12 protein-coding genes are annotated in these 17,852 nt (G+C 39.2%); 2 read left to right on the forward strand and 10 right to left on the reverse strand.

Annotation, left to right across the window (positions count from 1 at the left end; all coding sequences use genetic code 11):
* Window positions 1-393 precede the first annotated feature (393 nt).
* The 5 genes from KZP23_RS21265 to KZP23_RS21285 all read right to left on the reverse strand — a co-directional run bounded on the left by KZP23_RS21265 (window position 394) and on the right by KZP23_RS21285 (window position 5,013).
* Window positions 394-1,002, reverse strand: a complete 609-nt coding sequence (locus KZP23_RS21265) for a 3-keto-disaccharide hydrolase (RefSeq protein ID WP_226333822.1) — start codon at window positions 1,000-1,002, stop codon at window positions 394-396.
* 2 nt (window positions 1,003-1,004) lie between these two features.
* The gene (locus tag KZP23_RS21270) at window positions 1,005-1,775 is read right to left on the reverse strand and encodes a 3-keto-disaccharide hydrolase (protein ID WP_226333823.1); all 771 of its coding nucleotides are present in this window, start codon (window positions 1,773-1,775) and stop codon (window positions 1,005-1,007) included.
* A 12-nt stretch (window positions 1,776-1,787) separates the two neighbouring features.
* Window positions 1,788-3,134, reverse strand: a complete 1,347-nt coding sequence (locus KZP23_RS21275; protein WP_226333824.1) for a Gfo/Idh/MocA family protein — start codon at window positions 3,132-3,134, stop codon at window positions 1,788-1,790.
* 843 nt (window positions 3,135-3,977) lie between these two features.
* The gene (locus KZP23_RS21280; protein ID WP_226333825.1) at window positions 3,978-4,745 is read right to left on the reverse strand and encodes an XRE family transcriptional regulator; all 768 of its coding nucleotides are present in this window, start codon (window positions 4,743-4,745) and stop codon (window positions 3,978-3,980) included.
* Between the two features lie 10 nt (window positions 4,746-4,755).
* Window positions 4,756-5,013, reverse strand: coding sequence for a hypothetical protein (locus tag KZP23_RS21285; RefSeq protein ID WP_226333826.1), 258 nt, complete (start codon window positions 5,011-5,013; stop codon window positions 4,756-4,758).
* A 278-nt stretch (window positions 5,014-5,291) separates the two neighbouring features.
* Here KZP23_RS21285 and KZP23_RS21290 point away from each other — a divergent pair, with 278 nt between their 5' ends.
* Window positions 5,292-7,619, forward strand: a complete 2,328-nt coding sequence (locus KZP23_RS21290) for a TonB-dependent receptor family protein (protein ID WP_226333827.1) — start codon at window positions 5,292-5,294, stop codon at window positions 7,617-7,619.
* Window positions 7,620-7,660: 41 nt separating this feature from the next.
* Here KZP23_RS21290 and KZP23_RS21295 read toward each other — a convergent pair whose 3' ends face one another.
* Window positions 7,661-9,919 (reverse strand): Tex family protein, encoded by a 2,259-nt coding sequence (locus tag KZP23_RS21295; protein ID WP_226333828.1) that lies wholly within the window; start codon window positions 9,917-9,919, stop codon window positions 7,661-7,663.
* Window positions 9,920-10,148: 229 nt separating this feature from the next.
* Here KZP23_RS21295 and KZP23_RS21300 point away from each other — a divergent pair, with 229 nt between their 5' ends.
* On the forward strand, window positions 10,149-10,721 hold the full coding sequence (locus KZP23_RS21300) for a TlpA family protein disulfide reductase (RefSeq protein WP_226333829.1): 573 nt from the start codon (window positions 10,149-10,151) through the stop codon (window positions 10,719-10,721).
* 7 nt (window positions 10,722-10,728) lie between these two features.
* Here the strand turns inward: KZP23_RS21300 and KZP23_RS21305 are convergent, their stop codons facing one another.
* The 4 genes from KZP23_RS21305 to KZP23_RS21320 form a co-directional block, all read right to left on the reverse strand.
* Window positions 10,729-11,646: a serine hydrolase gene (locus KZP23_RS21305; protein WP_226333830.1), complete on the reverse strand. Its 918-nt coding sequence runs from the start codon at window positions 11,644-11,646 to the stop codon at window positions 10,729-10,731.
* A 46-nt stretch (window positions 11,647-11,692) separates the two neighbouring features.
* Window positions 11,693-12,988 (reverse strand): D-alanyl-D-alanine carboxypeptidase/D-alanyl-D-alanine-endopeptidase, encoded by a 1,296-nt coding sequence (locus KZP23_RS21310; RefSeq protein WP_226333831.1) that lies wholly within the window; start codon window positions 12,986-12,988, stop codon window positions 11,693-11,695.
* 66 nt (window positions 12,989-13,054) lie between these two features.
* The gene (locus tag KZP23_RS21315; RefSeq protein WP_226333832.1) at window positions 13,055-14,452 is read right to left on the reverse strand and encodes a SusD/RagB family nutrient-binding outer membrane lipoprotein; all 1,398 of its coding nucleotides are present in this window, start codon (window positions 14,450-14,452) and stop codon (window positions 13,055-13,057) included.
* A 12-nt stretch (window positions 14,453-14,464) separates the two neighbouring features.
* Window positions 14,465-17,659: a SusC/RagA family TonB-linked outer membrane protein gene (locus KZP23_RS21320; RefSeq protein ID WP_226333833.1), complete on the reverse strand. Its 3,195-nt coding sequence runs from the start codon at window positions 17,657-17,659 to the stop codon at window positions 14,465-14,467.
* Window positions 17,660-17,852 lie beyond the last annotated feature (193 nt).

The following is a 17,852-nucleotide window of genomic DNA, read 5'->3' on the forward strand; positions in this document are numbered from 1 at the left end:
GGGTCTGCAAAGGTGAGGAAAATATTTCGTTTTACAACAAGACTTTTCAAAATATTTTTCGGAAAGTTATCCAAGGCCCTTTCGGCACCTGCCATCACTTCCGCCTTCCCCCTTTTGGGTCTGCAAAGATAAACGCTTTTTCCTTAACGGAAAAACATTTTTTTCAAATTTGTTTTCCCCTACTGGAACACAATCTCTTACATCAATCTTGGAGGAAAAACCCTCCGCTTTTCAAACCCTGTCCGTCCAACAGGATGACAAAGGTAAGAAAGGTTTTACCTGCTGCAAGGGATTTTACCAAAAATAAAACTCGATTTAGGCTAAAACACTGAAAAGCAACATTAAAAAAATAGAACAAAAGAATAAGCCCCGAAACCGGGGCTTAAAGCAGGATTATAATTTCCTTAATTTGATATTTCTCCACGCAACTTTAATTCCTCCACCGTCGTGGATCTGTAAACAAATCCCTCCTTCTCCTTCTCCAATCTTAGCATCAGAGAAATCAACCATTTCAGTTCCGTTCAACCAGCTAATAACTCTATCTCCTTCAACACGGATCTTCATCTTATTCCACTCACCAAATTTCAAGGCTTTATCTTTTTCCGGATCTGGCTTGATCAACCATCCTCTACCATATGACTCATAGATTCCACCTGTAGCATGACCTGGAGGCGCTACTTCTACCTGCCAGCCTTGCACTTTAGTTCCTTCTACAGTAGAACGAATAAAAACACCACTGTTTCCATCAGCACCTTGCTTAAATTCCAATTCCAATTCAAAATCCTTGAAATCTTCATTCGTACCCAAATAGCCATATCCTTTATCCGGGCCACTTTCACAGATCAAAAGACCATCCTCTACATACCACTTCTCCGTGCCATAAACAGTCCATCCAGATAAATCCTTACCATTGAACAATTTAATCTTCTTGGCTACCACACCTGCAGCTGTCAAAGCAACCACAATCGGTATAATCAATAAATAACGCTGAATTCTTTTCATTTTTATAGTTTTCTAATTTTAATGTTTTTATACCAAGTTTTAGCACCATGGTCCTGCAACCCTATATAACCAGACTTTGCCTCTCCATAATCAGGGTAATCTTTCCACTTACCTTCAGACTTTCTTTGCTTCCAGTCATCAGACCAAGGATCAAAAGAAACGGTTTTCTTACCATTCAAGAAATACTCCGCCTTGTCTTCAGTAAAAACAATTCTGGTAGTATTCCATTCACCAGCAGGCTTTACAGCACCTTCAAAATCCGGAGTATACATACCGTAATCAGCACCGATTGATTGCCACATCTCTAATTTTTGAGGAAAACCGATTTGATCAATCACCTGATATTCCGGAGCTGTATAATAAGGTGCCTTATGTTTTTCTTCGTCCACAATATGGTAGAAGATACCACTATTACCTCCCTCAGCAATTTTCCATTCCAATTTCAACTCAAATTCACCGAATTCCTCAGCACCATACACCACGTCTCCTCCAATATCACCGCCTTTTCCAAGTGCTACAAACAATTCATCTTCAATTATCCATCCAGCAGGCAATTCTTTGGCTGCATATCCCCTCCAACCCTCTGCACTTTTTCCATCAAACAACAATTGCCATCCTTCAGACTTTTCTTCTTCCGTCAAGGCATTTACTGCAGCGACTTCTTCCGTAACTGCTACTTCAACAACTTCAGCTTCAGTGGCACTTTCTTTACCACCTCCGCATGCAGACAATACTGCTGCAAGGGCAAAAATACTTAGTGTTTTCTTTTTCATATTTAATTGAGTTTAAACTATTTTCATATTTACTGGATCCCATTTGATAAACTTATCCTCAAACAAGCTATCATTACAAAGTAAAGCCGGAGCAGCTGCCCTAAAGCCAAATACGGGATCCTCCACTACCGTGCCACCATTCCTGATCGCGCCAAAGAAATTAGAAAAATGATCATAATGAGCTCCCTTATATTCTTTTTCTGCTTTGTAAACCATCTCCCTTGGCGGAACTATTTCAGCCCTCTTCTCTTCAACGTCCCCGTTAAGCCTTGCCTGAGCTGCTAAAAACGGATCATCACCCACATCATTGCTGTTAAGCTTTACTACCACTTCTTCCCATTTCACATCCATGGACCCCTTTGTCCCCACAATTCTAAGATAGGTAGTCCCACTGGTACCATCCTTAAAATTACATCTTAATGAAAGATTAAAACCAGGATGCTGCTCGGATTCGGGATAATCAAATGTACCTAATAATACATCCGGCACCTCACGACCATCTTTCCAATATCTCAATCCTCCCATAGAGGAAATCTTGGTAGGCCCTAAGGAATTTGTAATATAATGTAAGCTCGAAAACAAGTGAACAAACAAATCACCAGACATACCTGTACCATAATCCCTGTAGTTTCTCCATCTAAAGAACCTCAACGGATCCCAATCTCTCTTTTTGGTGTTGGAAACAAACTTATCCCAGTCTACAGTGGATTCATCTCCATCTTCAGGCACATGATACTGCCATGCACCTGCAGCTGAATTTCTAGCCCAGAAACCTTCTGCATAAATTATATCGCCAATTGCCCCCTCAGCCAATAACTCCCGGGCTTTTTCATTCCCCAATGACGAAAGCCCCTGACTTCCCACCATAAATATCTTGCCTGATTTCTTCCATGCATCAATAACCTCATGGCCTTCCTCTACTGAATGTACCATTGGTTTTTCACAGTAGACATGTTTTCCTGCTTTCAATGCGTCTATACTGATCTGTTTGTGCCAATGATCTGGGGTTCCGATAATCACCGCATCAATATCTTTACGCTTCAGGATATCTTTATAATCCATGGTAGTGTATAAATGATCACCCCATTTCTTTTTGGCACTTTCTAACCTTCCTTGGTAAAGGTCACAAACAGCTAACATCTTTACATTAGGAGTTTGAAGCGCTGTATTCATATCTTCGGTTCCCATTCCACCAGCACCAATTAACGCTACATTAATAGTCTTCCCGGCAAAATCCTCCCCAGCTCTTTTAATGATGTCAAACTTTTTATTTTCCTCAGCGAAAACCATAGGTGCCACTGCAGCAGAAGCCCCAGCCAACCCTAGCTTCTTGAGGAAAAACCTTCTATTATTCTTCATGAGACATATTATTTAAAATCTAAGGACATAAATATAATATTTTCACATATATATTTTAAGTTATACTATTTTTTTTATTAATATATCTTTCCAATGGTTACATTCAGTGATGACCGTGAGTGTGTTATAGCACTACTTATAAAAGTATATAGCATTAGCTTCTTATAAGTTAACCACTGCGTCATTTAATCCGGAATTAAATACTATTTGAAAAGCTTGAAAAATAGTTGATCACTGAAATGCACAAGATTAAATCACATAAAAATCCTCCCACCTTTAACTCTACACAATTAATAGCAAAAAGATCCTAACAGCTCAAACCTGAGGTCCTTATTATTTATTTTGTCCGATGATCCGCTATGGTGCCAGTAGCAGTTACAAACCAAACCAATCAGCTCCTTAATGGTTGGAAAAATATTGACCTATCTCCATAACAGAAAGAAGAGAGCTTAAGCTGCATCTAGCTAAAATACTGAATGGTATGTTTCCTAACTTTGCTAGGACTTAAGGTGTAGATTTCCCTAAGTTCCTATTAAGAAAAACACAGCTAAAACACGGGATAAACACGGCTTAACTAGGGGTTAAATACGGGTTAAACCATGAACGTTAAAAATGTTAAATTCAATCAATATGGACCAATTTCACACCAGTCACTTGACAGTCAAGAGATTTCCCATTGATTCCACGGATATACCGAGCGGACAGATAGGTATAATCAATCATTTCTGTTAGAGCCGTACTATTTGGAGATAATGTTTTGAAGTGTAAAATATACTGGTCTAGTAGAGGAAATATAACTTATATTAAAAGATTCAAATAATTGTAAAATTAAGTCAAATGGACTTATTTACTTGGCAAAATAGCGTGTTTCAAGTCAGCAATCATGGCAGCTATATCTTCCAGTGAGGTTGTTTTGGACTTGTCCTTCGGATTAGGAAAATCGGTGCTAATAAACGCTTTAGCCTCCCAAACTTCCCTTACATCCTCTCCAGGGATCTCATATGGCTTGTAAAAATCGTTATCAGAAACCAGGAATAGCTTACCATTCTCTTCTAAGTAGTTAAAAACTCTTTTATAAACAACTCCTTCCGTGTCAGTGACCAATATATAGGTGTTTCCACTTTTGATATCCGTCAGTTGTTCCACATAAGCCCCGATCACCACAGTACCAGAAGGCAAGGGAAGCATACTATCACCTTTGATTTCGAAAGCACGGTAAGTAACATTCTTATTCAAATTAGGCAAATGGAATTGGGGCAATTGCTGCATATATTCAGGATCTGCATATCCATTCAAATAACCTGCTGATGCTTTTTGAGGGACCATGGTGATATTTTCATTTTCCTCTTGGTCCAAAGATACAGTCAGGATCTTGATTTCCTTTTTCTGGGTTGCTCTCCTGCCCTTCTCCTCAATATCATGATACAATAGTTCATCCAAGGAAACAGAAAAAATATCCCCTATTAATTTTAATGTAGTCAGCTTTGGCTCAGACCTTCCGTCCTCATATGCGGATATCATTGTACGTTTTATCCCCAATTGATCAGAAAGATTTTCTTGGGTCATTTGCTTGGACTTCCTGAGATATTTTAAGTTTTTCCCTAAAACCATTGTCTACGAATTATGCACTGTAAAGATAAAAATTATGATCGTCCCTCCAGTTATTTTTAAAGGAAAAACGATTGAGATCCATCCTTGATCTTTCCATCATTTCTATCCTTTCTCGTATTTCCTGAATCACATCCCCAACAGCCCTGTTACCAGTAACTAACAAATAACCATATTTTGGATGAGCCTCATCATCTACATAAAATTTCACCTGATGGTTTCCCGAAGCTAACTGCTTACTTACGATCCTGATTTTTGCTGAAGTTGTCATATTCTATTCCTTTAATTTACTTTCACTAAGGTAGCGTATGTTTATTAAATAAACAATACAGGGTTATTTATAAACACTAAATTGAGACATTAATTGTCTCAAAAATAAAAAAACAAACTATTATGGTGCATCAATATGACATCCACAGTTTCTTACCCTTCCTCCTCCTAAAGTATTTAGCCGAAAATCAGTTTATTCGTCCATTAATCTAAAATCTTATCATAAACCCAACACTTTGAGGCCTATATCAGTTGATATATTATAAACCAAAGAACCAAATGAACCTATCTAGATCAATTTTTACGATTTTACTTTTCACTATCACGATGAGCTTACAGGCGCAAATAAGTCTGAAAGGGAGGATTGTTGATAATAATACCGATGAACCATTACTTTTTGCCCAAGTCGCACTTTTTGAAGCGGGGACAGACAATAATATTACACACACACAGTCTGATGAAGATGGCTACTTCCAACTGGCAACTGAAAAAGGTAATTATGATGTTAAGATATTCCTTATTGGCTTTGAAGATAAAATACTAGATGATATAGACCTCCAAGCCAATAAAGATTTGGGGAAAATCACGCTCGTATCAGAAAACCAACAATTAAACGAGGTTGTAGTCAAGTCCAGTTCTATCCCTATGCGTACTGATGTAGAGGGAATTGTCATTACCCCAGAAAACAATTTGGCCAATATTGGAGGAACCTTATTGGACCTACTGCGAAACACACCTTCAGTGAGTGTATCTGAGGATGGGTCCATCTCCCTAAGAGGAAGCTCTGCCACCAATGTTCTCATCAATGGCAGAAACTCTTCCTTGACAAAAAACTTGGATCAAATTCCGGCCAGTGCCATAGACCAAGTAAAGATCATCAATAATCCGAACGCAAGATATGATGCAGAAGCAGAAGGTGGCGTGATCAATATTATCCTGAAGAAGGGTGAAAATATGGGTACACATGGAGGAGCCGAAATCACTTATGGCACCAGAGATCGCTTAAACACAGGAGCTAGAATCAACCATACCACTGCCAAATTCAACGTTTATGCAGGTTATAACTACCGTAATTGGAAAGGTGTTGGAAATAGGTCTGTATTCAGGGAAATCTTTGAAGACAATGAATTGCTCAATCAAAACACAGCTTCCAGTGACAAACGGGTCAATCACAACCTCAACTATGGCGCTGATTATTATTTTGGCAAAAATTCCTTAAGCTACCAAGGTGTGTATTTTACTGGAGATGATTATGACAACAGGACGCTGTATTCCCAATTAACGGAGAAACCTACAGGGGACACTATCTTGGAATATATTAGAAAAAACAGCGAATCGGAAGCCGATGATGGATATGACAATGCTATGATTTATGAGAGGACCTTTGATGACAAAAACAGGGAGTTTAAGATAAGCGTCAATAACTCCTACCAAAACCAATACAAAATCCAAAATATCGACATCTACAGGGATGCTTCAGAGGTCGTTCCAGAAAATCTCAATGGCAGACAGCAGGCCCTTACAGATGAAAAAAGGTACACTACCGTAGCCCAGGCTGATTATGTTCATCCCATTAATGAAAAGGTAAAACTGGAGATGGGGCTTAAATCTACTTTTAGAAAATTTGACAATGACTATAAGTTCTATGAGTTTTCGGAAAGCGAAAATGACTTTGTAGAAAATCCTGATGTGAGTAATCACTTCCTTTACAAAGACAGGATTCAGGCAGCCTATTTTATCTATTCCAGAAGTTCAGAGAAATTTGACTACACACTGGGCACCAGAGCTGAACACACCCATGTGGAAGGACTATTATATAATACCAATGAACTTAATAAACAGGATTATCTCAATCTCTTTCCCAGTATTCAAACACTATATAAACTAGATGACAAAAACTCCTTTAAATTCACCTATAGTCGCCGTATAGATAGACCAACAGCCTGGAGACTAAACCCATTTCCTGATATTACCGATTCGCTCAGCGTCCGAAGAGGTAATCCTGAGTTAGCACCAGAAATGATTGATTCCTTTGAAATTGGTCATATGGTCAACTTCGAAAACTCCAGTTTGACGACCAATCTGTTTTACAGACATACCAACGGTGTATTGGATTATATCACGGTAATTGAGGATGGAATTTCATATATGCAACCAGAAAATCTAAATTCTGGTACTGCTTACGGAGTAGAATTCATTGGAATTGCAGACATTACCGATTGGTGGAATATAAATGGTAGTATATCTGCATTTTACACCAAAGTAGACGGTTCCAATATAGGAGAAGAATTTGTCAGCGATGGTTTTATGTTGGTTTCAAAAATCACAAGTAGCTTCAAATTACCATATGGATTGAATTTACAATTAGTAGGGGACTATGAATCTCCTGAAGTGGAAGCACAAGGAAAAGATTATGCTCGCTACAGTATGGATGCTACCTTGCTAAAGAATTTCTTTGAAGAAAAAGGAAGTCTATCCCTAAGTGTTAGAGATGTTTTCAATACCGCTAATTTTGGTGGCTATAACCGATCAAACCAGTTTTACCAAGAATTTAGAAACAATTGGGAAACTAGGATATTACTGATTAGTGCCAGATATAATTTTTAAAATATAAAAGCCGGTCATTTTTGAGACCGGCTTTTTTTGGATCACTTTCCAAATTTCCCTTTGAGCATGGCCAGCTTGGCCGCTAAATCCCCTTCTGGCTCTTTTTCACGCTCTCTTCTTCTCTCTCTATTTCCTCCACCAGATTTGCCTTTTCCTCTTTCGGCAAAAGGATCAGACTTCATACTCAAACCAATACGTTTTCTAGCCAAATCGATTTCAACCACTGTAACCTCTACTTTTTGGTTTACAGTTACCACTTCATTTGGATCAGAAACATATCGGTCAGCCAAATGACTCAAATGCACCAATCCATCCTGATGAACCCCAACATCCACAAAAGCACCAAAATTGGTAATATTGGTAATGATGCCAGGAAGCTTCATTCCAACCTTAAGATCCTTCATCTCATTCACCCCTTCTTGGAAGCTAAATACCTCAAAAGTTTCCCTTGGATCTCTTCCTGGTTTGGCCAATTCATCAATGATATCCTGAAGCGTTGGCAAACCTACTGTATCAGTCACATAGTTCTTTAGGTTTACCTTTGAACGCAAGTCACCATTATTGATCAAATCGCTAAGGTTAGCTCCAATATCAGCAGCCATTTTACTTACCAACTCATATCGCTCGGGGTGAACAGCACTTCTATCCAATGGATTTTCTGCATTTCTGATTCTCAAGAAACCAGCTGCTTGCTCATAGGCCTTATCTCCCAACCTAGGTACCTTTTTGATTTCCTCACGGCTTTTGAAAGGACCATTTTCATTTCTGTAATTAACTATGTTTTGAGCCAAAGATGGGCCTAGACCAGACACATAGGTCAACAACTGCTTGGAGGCAGTATTAACCTCCACTCCTACACCGTTTACACAGCTCATCACCGTATCATCAAGGGAATTCTTCAAGGCGTTTTGGTCAACATCGTGCTGGTATTGACCAACACCTATAGACTTTGGATCAATTTTCACCAACTCAGCCAATGGATCCATTAACCTTCTACCGATAGAAACCGCTCCCCTTACAGTTAGATCATGATCTGGGAATTCATCCCTCGCCACTTCTGAGGCAGAATAAATAGAAGCACCGCTTTCATTTACCATTACCACTAACACATGATTTGGAAGTCCTAAAGACTTGATAAACTGCTCGGTCTCTCTTCCTGCAGTGCCATTTCCAATAGCAATAGCTTGGACTTGATGCTTTTCAACCAAGTACTTTACCAAGGCTCCCGACTCTGTTACTTTTCTTTGTGGCTCATGAGGGAAAATAGCATCATAGTGCAACAACTGCCCTTGAGGTCCCAAGCACACTAGTTTACAACCTGTCCTGAAACCAGGATCAATCGCCATCACTGATTTTTCTCCCAATGGGGCTCCCAGCAATAACTGGCGAAGGTTCTCAGTGAATACCTTAATAGCCTCTTCATCTGCTTTTTTCTTGGTAAAAAGGCGAACCTCAGTTTCCATGGAAGGCTTCATCAAACGCTTATAGCAGTCTTTAATGGCCAACTTCACTTGCTCAGCACTGGTATTATTAGCGGTTACCACCATTTTCTCCATTAGCGCCAAAGCATCCAATTCTTCAGGAGAAGAATCCAACATTAAGAATAATTCCTTTTCACCTCTTCTCATGGCCAGCACCCTATGGGAAGGAGCTGTTTTGATCGGTTCTGCCCAATCGAAATAATCTTTATACTTGATCGCTTCGTTTTCCTTTCCTGGAATCACTTTAGAAACAAACTGACCTTCATTGATGAAAAGATCACGCATTTTCTTTCTCAACTCCGCATTCTCATTCACCCATTCGGCAATGATATCACGGGCTCCCTGCAAGGCTTCCTCCACATTAGCCACCTCTTTTTCCTCATCTATATAAGCACTGGCCTCACCTTCCAGATCAATTGATTCCTGTTCGAAAACCTTAGTTGCCAAAGGTTCCAATCCTTTCTCTTTGGCAATGGTTGCCTTGGTTCTTCTCTTTGGCTTATATGGAAGGTAAAGATCTTCCAAGGCTGACATGGTTTCTGCTGCATTGATCTTTTCTTCCAGTTCAGGGGTTAATTTTTCCTGCTCCTTGATTGATTTCAAGATGGCTTCTCTCCTTTTATCTAAGTCGCGAAGCTGCTGCACTCGGTCCCTGATGGCTGCTACTTGCACCTCATCCAATGAACCGGTTACTTCCTTCCGGTACCTTGAAATAAATGGTACCGTAGCCCCCTCGTCCAACAATTCAATGGTATCAGACACTTGCTTGTGTTTGATATTAAGCTCTTCGGCTATCTTTAGATAATGATTGATATTCATATATAATTAGATAAATAAATGTCCTGCTTAAGACCTGCAATTTAAAGTTTATCGTACAGTTTTCTGAAAGGAAATTGGTTTTATTGTGATGCTTATCACTAAGGGATTGTAAATCAAAATATAACTTTACCTGTCAATCAAGGAATAGGGGGTTCTGTTTTTGGAAACATTGAATTTCTAAAAGCTTACCTTTGTTCCACTAGGGTATTATTACTACAATCGAGTATTTATGAATTGGAAAAAGGAATTAAAAAGTTGGGCCATCATTTTAGGGGTGTTTGGATTTCTCTATTTGATGGACTGGCATACTCCTGTGATGGGAAAAATTCAATCTGTTGTATTGGCCACTGGCTTGTTTACTCCCAATGTGGACAAGGAAGAAAAGTTGTTTGAAGATTTCAACTATATGGCACAGTTCAAAGATCTCAATGGCAATCCTGTAAATTTGGAGTCTTATCGCGGCAAAACCATCTTCATCAACCTTTGGGCCACTTGGTGTCCACCTTGCAGGGCCGAAATGCCCCATATTGCCTCATTGCAAGAAAAGTTAAAAGAAGAAGAGAATATTGCCTTTTTAATGGTTAGCCTAGACCAGAATATTGATAAAGCTAAAAAATACATAGAGGACAAAGCCTTCACTTTCCCTGTGGTTCATGCAAGCTATGGTCTCAACAGTTCTTTTAAACATGAGTCAATACCAACCACCATGGTTATCAGCCCTGAAGGAAAGATGGTTTTCCGTCAAGAAGGCATGAGCAATTTTGACAGTGAAGAATTTAGGAACTTTCTTTTAAGTCTATAGGCAAGCCCTAATCTAAACTCATCACATAATCATATATCATTTTGGAAACCTCGGCCATGGCAGCAACTCCCTGGTCAGGGTTTTCCATATTTTTTGATAATAACACCAAAACATACTTTCTACCATCAGGTAACTGAACGATACCCGAATCATGTCTAACCCCTGTTATAGATCCTGTTTTATGGGCTACAATCACTTCCTTAGGTAATTTAGCAGGAATTAGCTCTTTAAAATGCTGGTCTTTAAGCACCCCTATCATTTCCTTACTTGCCTCCTGATTCACTGCCTCTCCCTTAGCTATAGCCTCCATGATCAACATTAAATCATAAGCGGTGGTAGTATTGCTCATACCCAACTCATAGGCCTTTATGTCCTCTACTCCCCGTAACACCTGAATATCCGTTGCTCCCAGATCTCGCATGCTTTGGTTAACCTTTTTCGCATCCAGATGATCAATCAAAATATTGGTAGCCAAATTGCTGCTTTTGGTAATCATCTCATAATTAAGTTCCCTGTAGGTAGTTTTTTGGCCGATTTTCCCATAAAGCCCCTCTTGACTATCTACTGAAATGTCCATGCTATAAGGACTCCCATCCACTATACTTTTAAATTCGTTGATCACCATCACTGAATCATCCAAACTTATTGCTCCATTTTCCACCTGCTTATAAAGCTCGATCATTACAGGAGTTTTCATGGTACTAGCCGCATGAAACCCCTCCTTTTCATTGATATAAAGGCTGATGGAGTCATTACCAACCATCTTAAAGGCCATCGCAAAATCCCCTTGAACAGTGTTCAAAGTAGCCTTGACATTCCTCTTTAACACTTTCAAATCCTCCATATTATTCTTCTCTTCTTTTGGGCTATTGCAGGAAATCATGAGCAATGAAAGAATTAAAATTAATGGCATATACTTTTTCATGATCTTTGGAATTTGGCAGTTGAAATTCAATGGTTAAATGGTGGCATTAATATTTTGAGTGGATATGGTATAATATCTTTTCCATTTCCTTTTTTAGTTCATTGGAACTGATCAGGTAATTGTTGTGCATAAAACTAAAATAAAGCGTCTTGCCACTTTTGGTCAGCAAATAACCACTTAAGCAATGTACTCCACTCAAGGTTCCAGTTTTGGCGTAAACGTAGGGGTGTTCATCATCAGACTTATACCAAGACCTTATCGTACCCGACTCTCCTCCTGATGGAAAATAGGCATATATTTTATCCTCGGGAACCTCCGCCCTGATCTTTTCCAAAAGCTTGATAATGCTCCTTGGTGTAAACTTATTATGACTGGAAAGCCCAGAACCATCCACCCACTGGGGTGCATCAGGCAAATCCATCAAATATTCCTTTTTCACATAATCAATAGCCTCCCCCATATCCAATGAATCAAAAAGTTCATCAGCAACCAATACCATCAGCTGCTCTGCTAAAAAATTATCACTGATCTTCAGCATCTGCTTATAAAGGGAATCGGCTGCAATCCCCTTTAATTTTTCATGTGGCCGGTTTTTGAAAGGCGTATAGTCTATTAGTTTGATATCCCTGTTTAGTCGATCACCTAACATCTCTGCAGTTAATTCAGCTGAGGTCACAAAGGGCTTATCTGTTTCAAATTCCGATGAGGCATTTTTCAGATAATAACTGAACTCATTCCTGTTTTTATCCCTGATAATACTATAATCCATAGCCGACAATTTCTTGTTCTCTATTATATGCTGCGTAAAAAAGCTTGGCGTATAAGCCATTTCCTTTTCTTCAGTAGTTTTTATAAAACGGATAATATTCCCATATATGGGCATGGCAGACCGCTCAGGACCATAGTAGTAATTGTACCAATTCCAAGACCAACCAGAACCGTAAGCGGTCACCTCATCAAAATTATTGGCCATAAACAGTTTTTTGTCAGTTTTTCCCAAAAGGTCTACTACTGAACTATCCTCGAAATCAGGGTGCAATAAAGAAGGATCTCCCGTTCCCCAAAAAACCAAAGAGTCACCACTAACCAAATAATCCAAACTATTCACTCGTTCTCCCAAAACCTTATAGGCTGCGTAAAAAGTAAACATTTTGGTATTTGATGCTGGCGTAAAGTACTTGTCCTCGTTCAAAGCATAAAGCACCTTATCTTTTGCCGGATCATATAGCATAAATCCAGTAAATCCCTGATCAAAGACCTCCGAATCCCTGACAGACTTTTTAACCTGTTGAACAGTACAGGAAGCACAAAAAATAATAGCTGCAAATATTAATTTCCTCATAGTGTTAGTAGTCAATAAAAAAATCTCCTGCATAATACAGGAGATTTTAGTTAACCTTTCCTTCAATTAATTAACGTCCCACCAGACTTTTCCATAAAGGCTTTCAGGACCACCAAACTGGCGTTGGACTGCCTCATTATAATTGTCAGTATTATTGAACTGCTCTGCCTCAATATAAATTTGTCGGTTAGGTACATCAGCACCTCCAGGAGAAACCATATTATCAGGATAACCTGTCCTTCTGTATTCGGCCCATCCTTCATATCCATGCATAAACAAATGAATCCATCTTTGGGTTGCTATCTGCTCAATGGCTCTTGCTGGATCATAAGCAATATCTGGCTGCATCATAAATGCATCCAATCCGCTCATATCAGCATTCCATTGCATCATGGAATTTTCTAACGCCATATTATAGTAATTTTCAGCCTCTGCATCTCCCCCAGAAATCCATCCAAGTTTCGCTGCCTCTGCCATAGCAAATAATGCCTGGGCATAAGTTACCAAATATACCGGAGCATCCTGTTGATGAATGGCACTTCCCAAAAGGGCATACTTTTCAGTATCGAAATCCTCGGTATCACCGAAAAGCAATCCTGTATAATCACCATCCGTTCTATTAGGATCTCCGTACACGAAAAGCCTTGGATCTCCATATGGCTTCATTTTTTCCACCAAAGTCTCACTCAATGCCCACCATTCTCTGCCTTGCAGGTCTATTTGGCTAAACCAATAATTCTGGTTGTTGGCATCTGCCAAATGTTTGAAAACCAAATTATCATCATTGGATTCCATTACACCAGCCTGCATTGCTGCAGTAAACTGCTGCTGGGCGAGACTTGGATTTACCTCAGACAATCTAAGTGCCATCAACATCCTAATCGTATTGGCCAATTTGGACCACTTAGACATATCACCATCATAAATGATGTCATTACTAATGCTACCGGACACAATTTGATTATTGGCTGCTGTCAAAACACTGAACAAATCGCTGTAAATCGATTCTTGTGTATCATATGCTGGTGTAAAGTCATCAGCACCTTGAAGTGCCTCGGTATAAGGTATATCTCCCCACCTATCTGTGATATGCCAAGTAAAGTAGGATTTAAGAATACTTGCTACCGCCAATTGATTGGGTATTGGGCCTTCATTACCACTTAAATCATCTGCATTCAATACGGTTTCCAAGTTCATCAATGGTCCTTGGTATAAACCATAAAAACTGGTACTGGACTGAGGGTAAAGGGATGCGTTTACATATTGTGTTTCAGAAAGATACTGAGACATAAACTGAGCCGATGGAGATGAACTTAACCCCGGTAAATACAACATGGCATTTGCGATTAGTTGCGTACCTGAAGCTTGGCTAGGGGCGTTTGGGTTGACATTGATATCATCATCAAACTGATCACAGCCAGAAAATAAGGCTACTAATAGTATAAATATATTTAACTTCTTCATGGTTTCTTCTCTTTAAAAGGTAACATTTAGATTAAACCCAACAGAACGTACAGAAGGCAACTGACCTGACTCATACCAACCAATCGACTGGCTTCCAGTGGAAATTTCAGCAGGGTTGATGCCCTTAGGTGCATTTTGGAAAATCATCGCTAAGTTTCTGCCTACAAGTGCTACCCTTACATTTTCTACAGGTAAGTTCCCCAACTTATTTTTGGTGAAGTTGTAACCTAATCGCACTTCTTTCAATCTTACATATGAAGCATCATACAACCAGTCTTCATAAATTCTTCTCGCTACCACTCCATAGTATGATCTAGGATTAACATAAGCTACCACATCTTCGCCAGTCTCTGCAGAAATACCTTCCACTCTTACTCCTCCACCATCTGCCACATCATCACGAACATTGAATCCTTTATCATTGATTTCGGCACTTATTGGGTCAAGTCCAGTTCTAACTGCCAACATTTTGGATCTACTGAAGAACTGACCACCGATCTGGAAGTCAACCATTGCCGCTAAATCGAAATTCCCATAAGAGAACACGTTTTGCAAACCACCATTGAAATCAGGCAATACTGTACCAAAATCATGTGTAGCATCTGTATAAAGAGGAAGATTGTTGCCATCTAACAAAATCTTACCAGTTGCTTCATCTCTTTGGTATGCCTGACCTACCAAACTTCCAAAAGGTTTACCTACATAGGAATTCAAATAGCTAGAAGTGGATGAATAAGTGGTGCTACCATACTGATATACATCAATACCCGGGTAAAGTTCAACCACTTCATTTCTGTTTCTACTGATGTTAAAGGCAATGTCCCAATTTAGTTTGCTTTGCTGTAGAGGAGATGCAGTAATCGCCAATTCAAAACCTTTGTTCTCTATTTGACCTGCATTGATAGTAGCAGATCCATAGCCACTTGCTCCAGACACATCCAAGCTTAGGATTTGGTTTTTATTGATCTGTTGATAATAGGTAAACGCCAATCCCAACTTTCCTTCGAAGAATTTCAAATCCAAACCTGCCTCATAAGAATGTGCGAAAGAAGGTTCTACATTTGGATTGTTCAGATTATCAGGCACCGCAAGTGTATTCACTGTGGAAGATCCAGAATAAATTGACCCAACATTATAAAAAGAAGTAGTACCATATGGAGACAGGTCTGACCCTGCTTGGGCATAGCTCAATCTTAACTTACCTAATGACAATGGTTTCCATTCCATTAGTTCACTGAAGACAAAGCTACCCGACAATGATGGATACCAATAGGAATTGTTTCCCTTGGGCAATGTTGATGTATTATCATTCCTGATAGAAGCATCTAAAAAATAAATATTATTATACCCTAAAGAAACCATTCCATAGATACTCTTGATTTGCTTTCTCAACTTATAAGAGTTTGTCGCTGGTCTATCAATGGAAGCATCAATATTGTAAAAACCTGGAGAAGACAAACCTCCAACGGTAGCCATGGATAGATAAGAATAATCCCTATCATAGAAATTGGTACCAAAGTTGGCATCAAGAGAGAATTTGTCCCAAGCCTTGGTGTATTGGGCCAAAAACTCATAGTTCATCTCTTTATTTTGGTACTTACCTACAGAATAACCCGGGTTTCCACGTCCACCGAAAGCAGCCCTAGAATCAATATTCTGTGTGTACATATCTGACCTAACAAAACCGCTTAACTTCAGTTCGGGAAGGACCTGATAAGTTAATCCAACATCACCGAAAAGCCTATCTCTACTATCATTCGAGAAGTTTTCATAAGCTAAAAAATAAGGGTTTGCCCAGTATAATGGAGAGAAGTTCGTTACTTCACCAGTAGAAGTACTTGGTCTTCTTAAGTTCCAGTGAAAAAAGCTGCCATCATCATACTTGTAGTTCTTGAGTCTTTCCATATCCAAACTCCTTTGGAACCATTGCCCCATGTACCTTGAACCATCCTCAGAACCTTGTCCAGGCCTTCTACCTCTGTTTGCTGCATAATTAATATTGGTAGACACCCTCAACTTCTCTGTTAAATCTGTCCCTACACTCACCCCTACATTATTTCTTTTAAGCATTGTATTGGGTTCCACTCCTTGGACTCTGGTATCGTTCAAGCTTATTCTATAATTTGAATTTTTTCCTCCACCAGTAATGGTTACACCATTATTTACATTAGTGCCAGTCTCATAATAATCCTTGATATTGTCAGGATGAGGAACAAATGGTGCCAATTGGCCATACTCGGGATCCTGTGGATAGAAGCTTTCCACATGTCTCACCATGGTTCCGTCCATAAGCGGCCCCCAACTCTCATCAACTGCTATATCAACATACTTGTCTCCATTTGGCAAAGTTCTCCATGTCTGGCTGGAACCTCCACCGTATAAATTCTGATATGGCATCAAGTTATAGACACTTTCTACAAAGACCGCAGAACTCAATTCTACTTTGACTTTGGAATCCTCTTGTCCTTTTTTGGTGGTAATCATCACCACTCCATATTGGCCCCTTATTCCATATAATGCTGATGCCGCTGGGCCTTTAAGTACGTTGATTGAAGCTATATCCTCAGGGTTTACATCTTGACCCAAGTTACCGTAATCCACTCCTGAACTACCTGAGAAATTAGAGTTTGAAATAGGCGTTCCATCTACCACAATAAGAGGTTGGCTACCACCAGAAATGGAATTGACCCCTCTGATTTTGATTTTCTGTGTTCCCCCCATACTTGCTCCTGAAGCTCCTTCTACCTGAACCCCTGCGATCTTACCGGATAATGATCCCAGCACATTTTGTTCTTTGGTAAAAGTGAGGTTTTCACCATCTACTTCTTGGGTAGCATACCCAATGGATCTTTCATCACGGGTGATTCCTAATGCTGTCACTACCACCTCACCAAGCTGAGAAACATCTTCAGCCATTACCACATCTATTTCGGTTCTGTTGTTAATAGCAATTGTTTGGGAGACGAAACCAAGGTAAGAAAACACCAAATTACCTTCTCCTTCTGAAACATCAATGGAATACATTCCATCTAAATCTGTCACTGAACCACTCGTAGTTCCTTGCAAAAGAACGCTCACTCCAGGCAGGGGAGAACCATCTTTTTGTGTAGTCACTTTTCCTGTAATCATTATCCCCTGGGCCATTACCTGAAAAACCAGAAGGTATATGAAAACAAAAAGGGACGTTCTCGTAAGTATTTTTTCCATAGAGATATGATTTATGAGTTACCAATAATAATTAAAATAAAATTTCATAAAATAAATTAAAACAGAACTAAAAACTAAACAAGATTTAAATATCAATACATTCAAAACATACTACTTCAATTTTGTAAATAATTTGTTAAGAAACAAACCGCTAAAATAAATTTCACTTAATAATCCATTTAAATTTTTGTTC

This window comes from Echinicola marina (assembly GCF_020463795.1).
Classification (GTDB): domain Bacteria; phylum Bacteroidota; class Bacteroidia; order Cytophagales; family Cyclobacteriaceae; genus Echinicola; species Echinicola marina.